The sequence below is a fragment of the Photobacterium sp. TLY01 genome, from assembly GCF_021432065.1.
GTDB lineage: Bacteria > Pseudomonadota > Gammaproteobacteria > Enterobacterales > Vibrionaceae > Photobacterium > Photobacterium halotolerans_A.
Genome location: NZ_CP090364.1, coordinates 1,047,086 through 1,062,100, shown reverse-complemented (window position 1 = coordinate 1,062,100; position 15,015 = coordinate 1,047,086). Strand labels below are relative to the sequence as shown.

Below are 15,015 nucleotides of genomic sequence, written 5' to 3'. Positions count from 1 at the left end.
ACATTCTGTATCAGCATACTCTTTGAAGCAAAACGGGCGCAGATTGCCTCTGCGCCCGTGAGTGATTATGGCTGTGCCAACAGCTTATTTACGGCAGCAAGGAACTGGGATGGATCTTCCATCGAGCCTCGTTCAGCCAGCATTGCCTGCCCCAGTAACATCTCAACCCAGCGGCCAAACGCGTCTTCATCCGCTTCATCGGCCATACGGTTCACGACTGGGTGTTTCGGATTCAACTCAAAAATGTACTTCACTTCCGGCGCTTCGTGCCCGGCCGCAGCCAGCAGTTTCGCCATTTGTGTCCCCATTTCATTTTCATCCGTTACGACCACAGCCGGTGTATCTTGCAGCTTAAAGGTTGCGCGAACATCTTGCACACGATCGCCCAGATACGTTTTGGTGCGTTCAATAACCGAGGCAAACTCTTCTTTTGTCTGCTCCTGCGCTTCTTTCTCTTCTTCGTTTTCGAACTTGGAAAGATCCAGACCCGCCTTGGTAATAGACTGGAACTGCTTACCGTCAAATTCCGGCAGATAACCCATCAGCCATTCATCAATGCGGTCGTGCATCAGGACAACTTCCAGGCCTTTAGCACGGAACTGTTCCAGGTGAGGGCTGTTTTTTGCCGCCTTGAAGCTATCTGCAGTAATGTAGTAGATCTTTTCCTGGCCTTCTTTCATCCGGCTGACGTAATCGGCCAGAGAAACGGTTTGCTCAGACGTATCGTTATGGGTTGAGCTGAAACGCAGCAAGCCGGCAATTTTCTCGCGATTCGCGAAATCTTCCGCCACGCCTTCTTTCAGTACCTGACCGAACTCTTGCCAGAAGGATGCATACTCATCTTTCTTCGACAACTTTTCCAGCATAGACAAGGCACGCTTAGTACAAGCTTTGCGCAGCGCCTGAGTCACTTTGTTGTCCTGCAGAATTTCACGGGACACATTTAACGGCAGATCATTTGAGTCAATCAGACCACGCATAAAGCGCAGGTACATCGGCATGAACTGCTCGGCATCGTCCATGATAAAGACACGCTGCACATAGAGTTTCAGGCCGTGTTTGCTGTCGCGGTTATACAGGTCAAACGGCGCTTTGGACGGAATATACAGCAGACTGGTATAGTCCTGCTGACCTTCCACGCGGTTATGGCTCCAGCTCAGCGGCTCGGCAAAGTCATGGGAGACGTGTTTGTAGAATTCTTTGTATTCGTCATCTGAAATGTCAGCTTTACTGCGGGTCCATAACGCCTGCGCTTTATTGACCTGCTCCCATTTCTTACCGGTTTCCTTGCCTTCTTCATCGTGTTCAGCCGTTTCCATCAGCACAGGAATGCCAATGTGATCCGAATATTTACTGATGATATTGCGCAGGCGGTACTCGCTGAGGAATTCTTTTTCTTCTTCACGCAGATGAAGAATGATCTCGGTACCACGGCCTGCTTTCTCGATATCCTCAACCGTATAATCGCCTTCACCGGTTGAATACCAACTGACCGCCTGATCGGCAGCCGCGCCCGCAGCACGGGTATTGACGGTCACAGCATCGGCAACAATGAATGAAGAATAGAAGCCGACGCCAAACTGGCCAATCAGCTGAGAATCTTTGCTCTGATCTTCACTGAGCTTGGAGAAAAAGTCTTTGGTACCGGACTTTGCAATCGTCCCCAGGTGTTCGATGACCTCATCGCGGGTCATCCCGATACCATTATCACTGATCGTGACTGTGCCTGCTTTTTCATCAAACGACAAACGAACAGCCAGCTCGCCATCGTTTTCATACAGCTCTGGGGCAGAAAGGGCACGAAACCTCAGTTTGTCAGCCGCATCGGAAGCATTGGAAATCAGCTCCCGTAAAAATATCTCTTTATTTGAGTACAATGAGTGGATCATTAAGTGAAGTATGTTAGATACATCAGAGCTAAAACTTCGTTTTTCAATGGTTTTTTCTGTCATATCTCTATCCCAACGTTTTTACTGGTACACAAGTTGGTACACATTTCAGTTTGTTAGTGTCACGCTTGGGATTAGATATGCGGCCGTCTATCTAGTTTTCAAGTGCTCCGTTACGAATAACGCTATGATCTTGAGTTATAGAGAACTAAGCAATTTAGAATGAGAAACGGTCACCAGCTTATCAATGATTATTCTCAGCATTTCTTCAGAACGTAACACTTCAATAAGCTCAATTCGTGAGGACAATTCCAGCATCACCATCAGCCTTTCCAGCCGCTTATTCACGGCTTTATGAGAAATATTCACAACTTCGCCAGCAAATTTTGCATTATAACCATGCTTGATCAAGAGCAGTATCTGGGCATCAATTTCGGATATTTTTATATCATGCCGAGATGGGTTTCTAGTGGGAAGGTTAAGAAGCTGTGTCACGAACAAATCAGCAGCCAAGACTTGAAAACCACAAAACTCTACACCAACAATCTGGGATCTAGACTTAATCGGCCTCTTATAAAACTTAATGATTGATCCAACTGAATCTCGGCTTCGAATGTAATCAATTGTGACTATGGGACGTGCAGTAGACAATATCAACTCCACTTGCTGTTCGTACGAGTTAGCAAGCCTGGGATGGTTTTTCCACAGTTCTTCTTGAACATCAGCCAACGAATCAACACCTACACAATTTTGAAACTTCGCTGCTCTGCCCATTTGTTTACCAAACTTGTCATACAGTAAGATTATATGGTTCGCAGTGATGTAGTGGTCAGCTAGCTGATGAAGGAAACTGCTATTTTCTTCAAATGTTTGCAAGACAGATCAACTTTGCCTGTTTTATTGGGGAAATCTTCCCCTTTCAGTTGTTCACACAGTTGAGTAACCTTTCTGACGAAAACAATCATAAAGTTACATCACATTGATATCGTTAAACTTTCAGTTGGAAATTACATGGAAGACAGAATCAACAATGCTACACACGCTCTCAACGGTATATCAAACACGCTCTGCATTCTGACTGAGCATATTGAGTCAAATTCGTTTGAATATAGTCTCATTGAGTTACTTGCTGATTACGCCTCACTTAAAGCGAAGCAGATAAACGCTAAAACATCCAGTTTTGATGCAGAACCCGTTGTAAGTGAAGAGGAAAAAATTACGCGTTACGCATAACGCATCAGAAGCAGTAACGACAAATACGGCCGCTCTGGGCACCTGTTGGTGATGACCATAGCGGCCGAAAATTTTTTCTATCGCGGGGGTCGCCCTCGTTTGCAGGGTTTACAGCTCCAGAAGAACCTATTTTTTGTATTCGGATTTCAGTTTGTATCGTGAGATGAATCACACAAGAAACCCAATGCATACCTTGCAGGTGTATGACACCTGTCATACACTGTTTATCAGAGGTTGAGGCAATGGGCCGAAACCCACTCAGAGAGCCGAAGCACATAATGTGGGTGAGGCAAAGGAGATACCAATATGACAAAGTTCAATACTATCAACGACGCACAAGTTGCTTACACAAATGACGGTTTTTTTGAAGCTGCAGACATTGAACGTGAACAAGAGATCATTGAATTCATGTTTCGCAATGACTGCGACTTGGAGACAGCTTTGAACGAGCTGGACGCTTGGCTATAACACCTGAACATTCGATGCCCGGCCAAGCGCCGGGCTAATTGTTGAGAGAGGACTAATGACAATTTCACGTAATCCATCATTTACCCCGTCCCCTACGCTTCGAAAAAATTTAGAGCGATCAAAACAGGGGGTTACCGCAAGGCTAAATCAGATATGGGATCGCTATGAACACCTGCTGCGTTCTGATGCTATCGAATTAACACCACAAGAGATTGAAGTGCTACACAACGTTTGTCAGGGGTCATTCATTGAACCAAGCTGGATAGAGTGCCTGCAATTGGAGATTATGGACAGTGACCGCTATGCTGAGAATGATGCGGCTGCAACCTCGCTGTATCAGAAACTCTCAACTGCCAACTACGCGCAGAAACTAGCACTAGTGGAACGTCTAGGTTACTGATGTTTACCAGCGCCGAAGAGGTGGCTGAATACCTCAGCCATGAACATATTAAATGTTTGGAATGTGGCAGGACATTTGCCTTTCTACCACACCACATACGCCGCACGCATCACATGACCTCTGAGGAATACCGTGAGAAATACAACCTACCGGTGAGCGCACCGTTAGCTGGCCAAACCTATCGCGCTCAACAGCGGGAAAAACTGCTGCGGATGCGGACAGAGGGGCGGATTGACACAAAGCACCTAGCTTCCGCTTCTGACATTGCACGAACGGCTGGTCGAGGTCAGCGACGTGACTTCGATTTAGCAGCACAGGCAGAACGCGCCAGCCAAATCCCGCATGAACAGTTACCGCCTGGTGCGAAGCGCGCTGATGGTCGTGATGCAGATCGGGCAAGAGAATATCAGCGTAAATATCGCAATCGAAAAATTGATTGATATGAATTGTCAGGCGATAACGTACACGTATTCAACCCCACCCGCAGGGCACGCAAATGCCTGGCGGGTGACATAGGCTTTTTCAGAAAGCCGCCGCAGTAACGTACTCGCCCATGAGTTCGACAGGTCGCAACGTTCCGCAATTTGTGACGGTGTGACCTGCTCACCTTTTATCATTGCCTGCAGCACTCGCAGTTGCGTTTTACTCAGCTTCACCTGTCCAACCTGTTGCGGTACCAGGCGTGCAGCTTGCACCAGACGAGCGTCGATCTGCCCGATTTGAGCATTTTTTTCCATTTTTGAATCATCCTGTAAGGTTTATCGGAGGATCTTCAATTGATCCAAATGAAGAGAAGCCTAAGCGGCTATGCGTGAAGAAATCGAAATAGGTAATAGCCAGTCTTGCCAGCAGGAATTCAGCCAGTTGTGGTACGTTTCCAGCGCTTCTTTCTTCTGCAGCGTCATGTGCGTGTGGATATAGGCTTGATCCAGCATATCCCGTGAATGGTTCAGCAATGACTCACAGATGATGTAATCAATGCCCAGCTCCAGCCAGATTGACCTTGCCCGCTTCCGGATGTCATGGGACGTCCACTGACCTTTCGAAACTGACTTCACCCACTCACAGGCAGCAGCACTGTAAATTGGGTCCTGATCCTTTTTACTGGCCGGAAACAAAAAGTTGCCTTTGTAACCTAGCTCAAACAGCCACTGCTGATATGAGCGAAGCAATTCAACCATGCCAGGCGTTAACGGATATTCCATCGCCTTGCCATTCTTAGTGTTCTCTTTGGGGATGGACCAGCACCGCCGAGTGAAATCAATGTGCTGCCAATTCGCCATCCGTGTTTCTCCAATTCGCGAACCATGGGCGGCAATCATCGTCACCAGCATGCGTGCCATGGGAAGTTGCTGCTGAGCATTCATCAGCAGTGCCGGCATCTGGTCGGTATTGAGTCTGCACCCTTTCACTTGCGCCGCCGACACCGAGAACGTTTCACCAAAAAACTGCTTAAATCCCACACCCACTAAGGGGTTGGAGTTGATCTGTCCGAGACGTTTTGCCGTTGAATAAGCCGTTTTCAGTAAGTTGAAGTTGGCCCGCACATAGCTCACCGAATATCCCTGCTTAAACATGGGCTGAATGAGCTTGCTGTCTATCGTCTGATGTTCGAGCTTTAATGCCGGATGACCTTCGAAAATACTGCACAGATGCAGCTCCCCCATACTTTTCAGGTTATTGAGCCGCGCCTTAGACGATTGCTTGATTTTAAACTCTCGCTCAATGTGCCAGTTCACCACTTGATCAACGGTTTCAAAGCCGCTGTAGTCAATCGGTTTTCCTGACGAAAGCTGCTTCTTTGCGTGTCCAACCACCTCCATAATGTGCTTGGCAGGTAAAGCCGGCCATTTGCCAATTCGGTGTCCAAACTGCTTGCCGTCTTTGTACTCCATCAGCACCCAGGTACCGCCCATGCGTTTCTTGTTGAATTTCAGGTACAGCGAGCAACGCTCATCTTTGAGCTGATGAATACGCGGATCGCGCAGGTGCTTGTTGATTTGGGTGTCGGAGATTTTCAAAGAGATGGTTTTAGCACTGTATGCGTTTGCGTTGAGTTTCAGGTTATTCATGCATGTCGCCCGTTAACGTTGCGTTGATAGACATTCGGTTCGGTTGCTGGCCCTGGCCAGAGATGGAAACCCGGTCGATGCTGTATGTTCCGGCAGCAACCGAAGGAAAAGAGCCATCGAGCACAATCAGCCCTTCGGCAAACGCGGCCGGGTTCGCCGGAGCATCAATAGTCAGCTTGCGCCCTTCCCGTTGCAGCTTCCGAAGCTCTGCAGCGCAGGCCTGCTCAGCTTCGGTTTTGCTGTTCTTGTCTTTGCCCAGTAACTTGAACGGGCTAGCTCCCACCTTCACTTCCTGTTTTGTCCCATCATTTGTGGATACATAAAAAGCCCGGACGCCGTTGAAATTGTTCCGACCATCAAGATCACCACTCACATTCACAAACTGAGCACTGCCGGGTTGGTTGCCTTGCGGCAATGAAAGTGTGATGGTTTCAATCGCTTTGCCCGTAGCCGATTTCAATTCACCAATCGGCACCACGACAAAGGTGTCGTTGACCGGCTTGGCAATCGCATCGAACTGTTTCGCTAGGCGCGATAAAAATGGTTGCGTGCTTTCGTCGGTTCGGTCGATATGTTCGATTTCAATTTTCTGTAATCTGGGGTGAACAAAAATGGCATAACCATGTGGTGTCACACAGTCACTGACGATCTGGCCCAATGTTGTTTTATCCCAGCTCGCGCTTTTGCGTTCCCGGTAGCCTGTTGAATCTTTAATTGAAAATGGGGCCACGGTGCACACAAGGGTGACTTCCCGGGGCGACAGGCCAAAGCTGCGCTTTGAGATCTGAAAGGTGTCGCGCACCACCTCACCCAATTTCACCAGGTACTGCTCACCTTTGGGCGGCAAGCCGTCGATATCGTCTGAGTTGAGAACCAGCGTGAGGGAATCCCCTTCCAGTCCGTTGCCATCTTCCAGCCGCCAGCTTTTCAGCCGCGACATCATCATGTCGGCATGTTTGCCTTCTAACGTGATCATCAATCCCAGCTCCTTGTTACCTTTTTCACATTGGGTATACGGGTGGCTTCCGGCAGAAGCACGTATGTCTCTGCGGTGAAAAGCTCACCCCGCACATGCGGGTTTAGCCTATAAAACGCAGCTTCAAGGGCATCATCATCCTGCCCGAGCTGCTTAAATAGAAAGTCTGTCACCAGCTCACCGCCGGGGGCTTTAATCTTCATTGCGGTACTCCAACAGCTGCAGCTGTACGTCGGTGACCATGGCCCGGCCATCGTGAATAAATTCGGTTTTGCCTTCGGTGAGGTTGCGAATAGTCCAGCGCCCGAGATTGTTGCCTTGGCCGTCGCTGACTTGCTGAGGTTCATCAATCAAAGCGCGGATCTTGTCCACCTTGGCTGTGGCTCCGTATTGCAGCCATTTTGCCGATAAATCGATAGATTCCAGCGGCCGTCCGGTACGTTCAGAACGGGCGCCATCAATGATCGCCACTTCACTGAAAGCACCAGGTGTTGTCCGGTTAAAACGCGTCAGGGGCGTTTTGCCCCCGACACTAAACACAAATTCACCAATCACTAAGTGATGCATCTTCCCCTCTACCCCTGATCAATGGCTGCATAGCCCAATTGCGTTGAAATGGTGTTGCCACCCATAAGCGAGGCGTATTGATCGTTCATCTGCTGGATGGCTTCCCGGGCGATATCTTTGGGGTCTTGCCCAGGTGAGGCATTCACCTGAATGACAGGGGCAAAATGCACAGGCGGTTGCTGCCGTGCTAACGCTTCTTTCTGCTCGACGGATTTCACTTTCTCTGCAATCTGGTCTGGTGATTCCAGCTTTTTGCCAAACCAACCGCCGATCATCTCGCCACCCATACCACCAATGATGGAGCCGGCAATGCCACCCAGCACAGTACCGACGCCGGGCAAAATAGCGGTACCGATGGCCGCCCCCAGACTGGCCCCACCCAATGAGCCACCCAAATCACCAACGGCTGCCCCGGTCTGCTCCATGTTTCCACTGGCCAGCCCTTGGGCAACGTCCACGGCGCTCATGGCAAATCCCAGCGGTTTGAGCACTGACGAGAGGCCCGTTTTTCCGGCGGATTCTGCTACGTCGCCGCCAATCTCTAGCGCACTTTCCGCCAGTGCGCTCATGGGCATCATGGCAACCGCGCCACCACCGAGCGACAACGCTGCCCCTTTGGGATTAATCGCGCTGAACCCGCGGCGGAGCAAACCACCTAGCCCACGACCGCCCCGGGCACGTAGTGTGCGGGTTCGGGAGCGAACTCTTTCACCTAATCCGCCCCCACCGCCTGAAGGACCACGACCAGAAGCAACGGCCGCATTTAACCGGCTCCACTGCCGAGCAGCACGCGCTGCAATCCGGCCGCCTTCTTCAGTTTCCCGGTTCAAGCCTTTTCGGAACAAGCGCCCCTTATCCAGCGTATTGCCAAAAATGAGGGATGCGGCTTTACCCGCCAGCAAGGCCGCTTTCAGCCCAATGAAGGCGGCGGCACCAATACCCACAACGGCTGTTAAGCCCTGATTGGCTTCAGCAAAATCGGCAATGCCATCAACTATCCAGCCCAGCGGCTCCAGTACCCAATTAAGGGCCGGAAGCAAGGCCGTCCCAATCACCACGCTGAGGCGATTCAACTTGTTAATGAACTGGTTCACGCCGTTTTCGCTGGTGTTGATCCTGGCGTCGTATTCTTTCTGTAAAGATTGAATGTGAACATCCTGCCCTTCATTCGCCAGTTTGAGGGCATCGGTGAAGTTCTTGGTATTGCCTGCCAGTGCAGCAACAGCGCCTTTGGCTTCTTCCCCGAAAATCTGACTAATGAGGGCACTTTGCTCATCTAATGGAGCGTTTTTGATGGCTTCCAGCACTTCCAACAACGTGCCGGACGCATCCTGCTGCATGGACGAAGCCAAGGAACGCGAATCAAAGCCAATTGCCGCCAGAGCACTTTTCTGAGTCCCGCTGGCCGCATCCCCCAGGGTCAGGCGGCCGGAGATGTTTTTCAACGCCGTAGCGGATCGTTCTTCGCTCATCCCAGTAGAGAGCATGGCAGCCGCCAGTGCGGCGGATTCGTTCACTTTAAAACCAGATGCTTTAGCCGATGCCCCTTCCCGGGCCATAACGGCGGCAATGTCTTTTGCTTTGGCGTTGGAGTTATTTGAAAGGTGGTTGGAAAGGCCAGCCAGCCCTAAAGCACCTTGCTGATCTAACCCGAGCGCCGCCTTAAAAGTTGCCAGCGTCTGCCCGGCGTCTCCGGCTTCCATATCGAAAGCCAAGCCCATCTTGGCGGAATCGAGCACGAAGCGTTGCAGCTCGCCAATATCTTTGATGCCGCTTTGCCCACCCGCTGCCAGCATGGCGTTAATATCGTTGGCATTCATGGGCGTGTTACTTGAGGTTTTCAGCGACCACGAACGCAGATCCGCCGCCTGCTCGGGCGACATATCGACCACCTTCTTCACGTCAGCAAAAGAGCTTTCGTTTTTCATCGCTGACCACATAGTTGCCGCGACAGGCGCAGCGGCAACCGCCAGGCTTGTGGCCTGCCCGCCAATCTCGCCCAGCTTGGTATTGCGGTGATCAATCCGGCTTTGAATGGACTGCATTTCCTTTAGCCGGCTGTTTTGTTTGGCAAGGGTGGCATTGGCTTTTTCAGCCAGAGAATCCAGCCGCTTTTGCTCATCAGCAAACCGCTTGGTGTTGATGCCTGCCTTTTTCAGCTCTGCCGCCAGTCCGTTGGTTTTGATCCGATGCTGGTCCTGCTTCTCGGTCAGCGTCTTTAACGAAGTGCCGGACTTCTTATAGGCAGCATTGAGCTCGTTGGTTTTCTGCTTACCTTCCAGCATGGATTGGCTGAGTGCAGAGACTTTCCCCTGAGCCTGATCCAGCTTTTGCTTGAGTTCACCTGCGCCCTCATCCCCGGCTTTTTTCATCGCAGACGAGAGCTTTTTCACTTCCTGCTGCGCGACGCGGTATTCATCCCGCAGGCTGGCCGACTGGGCTTTTTGCTCCGCCAGTGCCTTTCCCAGCTGGTGATGCTTTTCCCGGGACTTATCAATCTGCTCATTGAGCTTTTTGGCCCGTGCAATCGCCGATTCAAAGCCCTTCACCTCTCTCAATTGTTGGTTGAGTGACTTCAGTTCACCACGTTGAGTTTCTAACGATTGGGTCAGGCGTTCTGTGGCCGTTGTGGTGGTGACGATATCCTTTGTGCCCTTGACTGTGGCATCAAGGACGAAGCTAATTTTTTCGCTCATCGCTTCACTCCGAGCTTGGCGAGTATGATTTCGTACCGACGCATCGCCACATCCTGCGGCCACTGGCGCAGCTCACTTTCTGTGGTGTTGCGGTGCATCGGGATCAGATCAATGAGGCTTTCAACGTCGTCGGGCGAAAGAAGTCCCCCGACTGTTGAAAAAAAGCGCCGACCTGCGGCTTAATCGCCAGGTAATCGTTAATCGCCATGCGGTTGAAATCGGTTTTCTCCAGGCCACAGACCACGCGGAACATGAAGTCTTCCCGCTCATGCTGATCGGTGATTTCCGCCAAGGCTTCAGAGTGCGCCACCTTGGGCACTTTAAAGCGGATGTGCTCAATGGTTTCACCCAGCTCATTTTCAAACGGAAACAGCAAAGTGAATTCGAAGTCTTTGCCCGTCAGAGGCTGATCGCGAAGTTCATCAGACGGTTTCAGGATGAAAGCGGCAATATCGCTGTAGAGCTGGTTAAAATCAGGCGCGGTGAACGTCTCGAATTCTTCAGCCGTCAGATCGGTACAAGCCATGATTGCCGCTTTGCGCTGGGCAAAGTGCTGCTTGGCCGACATGGTGCCGTCTACACCCATGAAAGGCAGTGCGCGAAATGTCTCAACGGACAGGGTTTTCAGCTCCAAAATGGCGCTGTCATTACGTTTGAAAAATGGAAGTGTGCTGGTCTTTTTCATCATCTGCCTATACAAAAAAAGCGCCCGCAGGCGCTTGGTTAATTGTGGAGAATAGTTAACCTTGAATACCGGCTTCGCCCATCAGATCGACGCCGCCAACGATGGTTTTGCCGGTATCGACGTTGATATCGTGGATCACCGCGCCCGTATCACGCTGAGTAAACGCCTTGCAGGTACCTTCAATGGTGACCGTGGGTTTATCGCCCATCCGTAGCGCGTCTTTCTTGATGCCGGTGATCGGGCCATATAAAGAAAACTCTTCCGTGTACGGGATATTTTCAGTGCTTTTGCCTTTCTCAACCACGTTGATTTGTGCATTACCCATGAGGTAACGGCCCAGTGCTGCGGCAATCTTTCCGTGCTCACCGCGCACTTTGAGCGACCAGCTCAGCTTTTCTATGCCAACAGCATCTTCCGAGGCCACGAACGCCCCTTCATTGCTGGCCAGCTTGGTTTTAATTTCCGGCGGGGTGAATTCAACAATCTCATTCACCAAAGGCACAGACTCAACCTGTGCCGCAATCCGCAGTCGAATACGATCAGCCATTCACCACCTCTTCCAGCCAGGCTTCAATCAATCCGTTATCCACACTCAGCTCATACACCATGTGCTCATTGGGTGAATAACGGCCATAATTCACGCACAGGAACCAGCGCCCCGCGTTGTAGTTCTCCAGGTTGTTCTTGCTCGGGTGCAAAAACGCTTTGAATACCGGAATAACATTCGGCACCAGACTCTGCCCCCAGTTCGTCAGTCGGTCGATCACCTGCCGCATGAATTCTTCGGTGAGCAGTTTACCCATCAGCGGCTGACTGGTTTCTTCCAGCTTGCGGGCCAGCAAATCTTCCAACCCAACATGCGCAATAAAGCGGCCCGTGGTTGTTCGGTTACCGATGATCGAATAACCACCCATGCGCGTGCGGGCAATGGTGACAACCCCATGCTTGTTCAGGAAGTTGGCCTGGGTGGTTTTATCATTGATTTTGTAGGAGACATTCCGCGCCGTTTCATCACACAGCACGCCACGGTTATGCGGGCTCTCATACCCTTCAACTGATGCCATGGCCGCCACCAGTGCAATCGAGGCAGGCATCAGCACCTGCGCCCCGTCGTAGGTTTTCAGAAACCACGGATCAATTATGCACAGCTTGTCTTCCCCCGTCCCTTCAGCACCAAATTCCCCCGCGAATTCCGCAGCGGCCATATCGTTGGTATTTGGTCCATCCAGCACTGGGCGGCAACGGATATCACGCCCCAGCAATGCCAGCTTCTGGCCCACAGGTTTACTATTAAAGCCTGGTGCAGCAATCACGGTTGGCGTCTCCGGGCAGCCCTTGACGGTTTCCAAACCGGCGATCGCCCCCGTTGCCGCTTCCACACCACCAACCACATTGGCCTCATTTTCGGCTGCAGTCGCCCCTTCTGGCACAATTGTGACGTAGAGAATACAGCGCACGTATTCCATCAAATAGCGCACCACGTTGGGCAGCGATCCTTGCCGGGTACCGGTTGAATCCAGCGCCAGCATCGCATCTGCATAATTCCAAAGCCGTGTGGGTTCGTTGAATGCCAAGTGTCCGGCCTTATTGGGCGCAGTCCCGGTTAAGTGAACCACCTGCAGTGCCAACGGCCCCATACTGGGCAACGGCTCAATGGTGTTCACCTCCGCGCCATTGAGTTCAAAGTCCTGAATCGGTGTCAGCATTATTTATCTCCCTGCTTTGCCAATACCTGCGAAGGCTTGCCAATTTTGCCGTTCAACAGCAAAAAAGAAGCCTGAGCAGGCAGCAGCGCAATGGTTTTTTCGCTGGTGTCGTACCAGCGGCCATTCAATCGGAACTTCTGCAGGATCGGGTAATCCTGCCGCCCCTGTTGTTTCGGGGTTGCCATGTGCTTTTCCTGTTGGTTAATAAAGAAAAACCCGCCAATGGGCGGGTCGGGATTTATTGTGGAATGGTGTCGCACTGAATGGGAATGGTGTACTCGCTGCCCTGCCTGACAATGGTTTGTTCACATACAGGCTCATGAGTCAGCTCAGTCCAGCCCCATCCCAGCAAAATGCTGATCACCACTATGGTGATTGGGTCGATACGTGCTTTCATGTTGAGTCTCTCTGCCAACATTCAGATATAAAAAAACCGCTTACGCGGCGTTCGTGCTTTCTTACTTTCGTGCTTTAAATCGTTGGCTTAGTCGGCCAAACCACATCATCAGGATTACTGTAGGTTTGCGGAATATCGCGCAACAATTGACGATAAGCCGTAAACTCAGCTTTTTTTTCAGCAGATATAGGTGCATCGCCTGTTTGTGTCCAGTCTGTCTCCGTAATCAATGCATCTCGTTTTTCACGGATATCAATCCATTGGTAGGCTGACATTATCTGAGTGACATCATCATCTGGGAATCCCATCTCTTTTAGGGATTCAGGTGAAGGCGAATAGATTCTTTTACCATTAAAATCAACGTATTTCACTTTTCACTCCTTATGAAAAAACGATACTGTCAGCGTTGTAGATAGAGTCTTTTTCCGCCGGACTAATACAGAAAACATGCTCCATTGTCTGAACGTTGAACCCTGTGACTGTCACACGACTGCCGTCAATAACTTTCGGATATCTATCTCGACCTTCATAACCAACAAATAGCTTGTCCACTTTTGCGCCATCAGCTTTTACAATATCTGTTTTGTTCATGCGAAGCTTAACCAAACCAACATAACCACCAAATAAAAATGTATCTTTAATGGTGATTCTTGATTCATGAAAAGCCACGTTAAACTCAAACAACTCTTCCTGGCCGCCACCTCGACAAAAGAATGCCCCATAGTCTGCAAAATGACCTTCACCATCTGCTAGCGAAGCTGTTTCTATATCAACAAAGCGAAAAGCAATATTGATACTACGAGACTCAGAGCTTCGTGCAAAGGTAGCTAAAACTTTGTTTGCATCATCTAAATAATAGGATTTTGCTGGTTTAACCAATGGACGAGTCAACTCAGAGCCATAAGCCCCAATGACTAAACTAAGTTTGCCAGCTGCACTTTGCAGCATAAAATTCGACGGTCCGATGTGCTCCTGACCTCGGCGCAAAAATAAAGTAACGTTACCACCGGCCATGCCAAGGCTTACTGCTTTATCAATGGTTCTTAATGGGTTCGCTTCTGAGCCACCATAATTATCATTGCCATTGGCGGCATCAATGTAGAAAGTTTTGTTTACTTCCTTGCGGATAGCTTCCGGGACTTTAGCCGTCGCTTCATTAACTTTGGCATCAATCTGATTTATTTTACCATTCACAGTTGATGTGAGGTTATTCGCCGCTGATACCAGCGCGCTCACTTGCTGTTCTAAGCTCATCGATTCATTAACTCCCAGTTGCGTTAATTTGTGCCGCGCCATCGTTGAATGACGTAGCAAGTTGAGTAAATGCGTCACCCACTTCCTGTTCCAGTGCGCTGAGGGAAGCCCCGGTGGCGTAATGGCTTGGTGCATTGCCGCCAAACAGGGTTGAATCCGCCGCCTTGGCGCTCTTACCCAGAAAGTTAGTGGTTGATTCTTCTTTGGTGAAAACCGTGGTTTTGTCGGCTTTCTTTGCCAGTTCTGCGGTCATGGTGGCCGCAAAGTTCGGATCGTTGCCCAGTGCATCCGCAATTTCTTGCAAGGTGTCCAAGACTTCCGGGGCCGCACCGATCACCTGCTCAATCCGGGCATCAATCTGCGCCGGGGTGAGCGTGTCAGTTTTGTTGGCTTTATCGTCAAGGGTTGGAACGGTTACGGATAAGGTCACATTGCCCGAACCATCAAACGACACACTGCCGGACGCATCCCCAGCAAGGTCAATGCTGCGGGCCACTTTCAGTTTGTTGGCTGTGGCGGCATTAGCTCCCAAGGTGTTGGCTGAGTCGTTCAGGTAAGTGCGGTTGTAAACGTCCGAGGCTTCCGCCTTGCCCCTTAACTTGCCATCAATCACCCCCATGAGGTTATTCACGGCGGCGATCATGCCTTCAATTTTGGTGGTGAGTGACATTC

20 protein-coding genes are annotated in these 15,015 nt (G+C 50.4%); 4 read left to right on the top strand and 16 right to left on the bottom strand.

The window, feature by feature from the left end:
• Positions 1-65: 65 nt before the first annotated feature.
• Together htpG and LN341_RS05380 are read right to left on the bottom strand one after the other, a co-directional pair.
• Positions 66-1,952: a molecular chaperone HtpG gene (gene htpG / locus LN341_RS05385; protein ID WP_234204292.1), complete on the bottom strand. Its 1,887-nt coding sequence runs from the start codon at positions 1,950-1,952 to the stop codon at positions 66-68.
• Between the two features lie 135 nt (positions 1,953-2,087).
• Positions 2,088-2,765 carry a hypothetical protein gene (locus tag LN341_RS05380; protein WP_234204291.1) on the bottom strand — a complete coding sequence of 226 codons (678 nt, stop codon included), beginning with the start codon at positions 2,763-2,765 and terminating at the stop codon, positions 2,088-2,090.
• Between the two features lie 135 nt (positions 2,766-2,900).
• Here LN341_RS05380 and LN341_RS05375 point away from each other — a divergent pair, with 135 nt between their 5' ends.
• From LN341_RS05375 to LN341_RS05360, 4 genes are all read left to right on the top strand, one after another.
• Entirely contained in the window at positions 2,901-3,122 is a 222-nt protein-coding gene (locus tag LN341_RS05375; RefSeq protein ID WP_234204290.1) for a hypothetical protein, read from the top strand.
• Positions 3,123-3,428: 306 nt separating this feature from the next.
• The gene (locus LN341_RS05370; RefSeq protein ID WP_234204288.1) at positions 3,429-3,590 is read left to right on the top strand and encodes a hypothetical protein; all 162 of its coding nucleotides are present in this window, start codon (positions 3,429-3,431) and stop codon (positions 3,588-3,590) included.
• Between the two features lie 55 nt (positions 3,591-3,645).
• A complete protein-coding gene (locus tag LN341_RS05365; RefSeq protein WP_234204286.1) occupies positions 3,646-3,990 on the top strand; it encodes a hypothetical protein in 345 nt (114 codons plus the stop codon).
• Positions 3,990-4,430 carry a MucR family transcriptional regulator gene (locus tag LN341_RS05360; RefSeq protein ID WP_234204285.1) on the top strand — a complete coding sequence of 147 codons (441 nt, stop codon included), beginning with the start codon at positions 3,990-3,992 and terminating at the stop codon, positions 4,428-4,430. Before LN341_RS05365 ends, LN341_RS05360 begins: the two co-directional genes overlap by 1 nt.
• A 9-nt stretch (positions 4,431-4,439) precedes the next feature.
• On the opposite strand, the gene LN341_RS05355 is transcribed toward LN341_RS05360, so the two are convergent.
• The 14 genes from LN341_RS05355 to LN341_RS05290 all read right to left on the bottom strand — a co-directional run bounded on the left by LN341_RS05355 (position 4,440) and on the right by LN341_RS05290 (position 15,013).
• Positions 4,440-4,727 carry a helix-turn-helix domain-containing protein gene (locus LN341_RS05355; protein ID WP_234204281.1) on the bottom strand — a complete coding sequence of 96 codons (288 nt, stop codon included), beginning with the start codon at positions 4,725-4,727 and terminating at the stop codon, positions 4,440-4,442.
• A gap of 60 nt (positions 4,728-4,787) precedes the next feature.
• Positions 4,788-6,062, bottom strand: a complete 1,275-nt coding sequence (locus LN341_RS05350) for a site-specific integrase (protein ID WP_234204280.1) — start codon at positions 6,060-6,062, stop codon at positions 4,788-4,790.
• Complete coding sequence (locus tag LN341_RS05345; RefSeq protein ID WP_234204278.1) at positions 6,055-7,038, bottom strand: contractile injection system protein, VgrG/Pvc8 family; 984 nt, start codon at positions 7,036-7,038, stop codon at positions 6,055-6,057. Before LN341_RS05345 ends, LN341_RS05350 begins: the two co-directional genes overlap by 8 nt.
• A complete protein-coding gene (locus LN341_RS05340; protein ID WP_234204277.1) occupies positions 7,038-7,241 on the bottom strand; it encodes a hypothetical protein in 204 nt (67 codons plus the stop codon). The genes LN341_RS05345 and LN341_RS05340 overlap by 1 nt, the downstream gene beginning before the upstream one ends.
• Positions 7,231-7,605, bottom strand: coding sequence for a phage tail protein (locus LN341_RS05335; protein ID WP_234204275.1), 375 nt, complete (start codon positions 7,603-7,605; stop codon positions 7,231-7,233). The genes LN341_RS05340 and LN341_RS05335 overlap by 11 nt, the downstream gene beginning before the upstream one ends.
• 8 nt (positions 7,606-7,613) lie before the next feature.
• Complete coding sequence (locus tag LN341_RS05330; protein WP_234204273.1) at positions 7,614-10,301, bottom strand: phage tail tape measure protein; 2,688 nt, start codon at positions 10,299-10,301, stop codon at positions 7,614-7,616.
• A 103-nt stretch (positions 10,302-10,404) separates the two neighbouring features.
• A complete protein-coding gene (locus LN341_RS05325; protein WP_234204272.1) occupies positions 10,405-10,989 on the bottom strand; it encodes a phage tail assembly protein in 585 nt (194 codons plus the stop codon).
• Between the two features lie 52 nt (positions 10,990-11,041).
• Complete coding sequence (locus LN341_RS05320; RefSeq protein ID WP_234204270.1) at positions 11,042-11,533, bottom strand: phage major tail tube protein; 492 nt, start codon at positions 11,531-11,533, stop codon at positions 11,042-11,044.
• Complete coding sequence (locus tag LN341_RS05315; protein ID WP_234204268.1) at positions 11,526-12,692, bottom strand: phage tail protein; 1,167 nt, start codon at positions 12,690-12,692, stop codon at positions 11,526-11,528. Before LN341_RS05315 ends, LN341_RS05320 begins: the two co-directional genes overlap by 8 nt.
• The gene (locus tag LN341_RS05310; protein ID WP_234204266.1) at positions 12,692-12,877 is read right to left on the bottom strand and encodes a hypothetical protein; all 186 of its coding nucleotides are present in this window, start codon (positions 12,875-12,877) and stop codon (positions 12,692-12,694) included. The genes LN341_RS05315 and LN341_RS05310 overlap by 1 nt, the downstream gene beginning before the upstream one ends.
• A 53-nt stretch (positions 12,878-12,930) precedes the next feature.
• Positions 12,931-13,089: a hypothetical protein gene (locus LN341_RS05305; RefSeq protein WP_234204264.1), complete on the bottom strand. Its 159-nt coding sequence runs from the start codon at positions 13,087-13,089 to the stop codon at positions 12,931-12,933.
• Positions 13,090-13,163: 74 nt separating this feature from the next.
• Positions 13,164-13,460 carry a tail fiber assembly protein gene (locus tag LN341_RS05300; RefSeq protein WP_234204263.1) on the bottom strand — a complete coding sequence of 99 codons (297 nt, stop codon included), beginning with the start codon at positions 13,458-13,460 and terminating at the stop codon, positions 13,164-13,166.
• Between the two features lie 10 nt (positions 13,461-13,470).
• Complete coding sequence (locus LN341_RS05295) at positions 13,471-14,343, bottom strand: DUF1565 domain-containing protein (RefSeq protein ID WP_234204261.1); 873 nt, start codon at positions 14,341-14,343, stop codon at positions 13,471-13,473.
• A gap of 7 nt (positions 14,344-14,350) precedes the next feature.
• Positions 14,351-15,013: a hypothetical protein gene (locus LN341_RS05290; protein WP_234204259.1), complete on the bottom strand. Its 663-nt coding sequence runs from the start codon at positions 15,011-15,013 to the stop codon at positions 14,351-14,353.
• Positions 15,014-15,015: the final 2 nt, after the last annotated feature.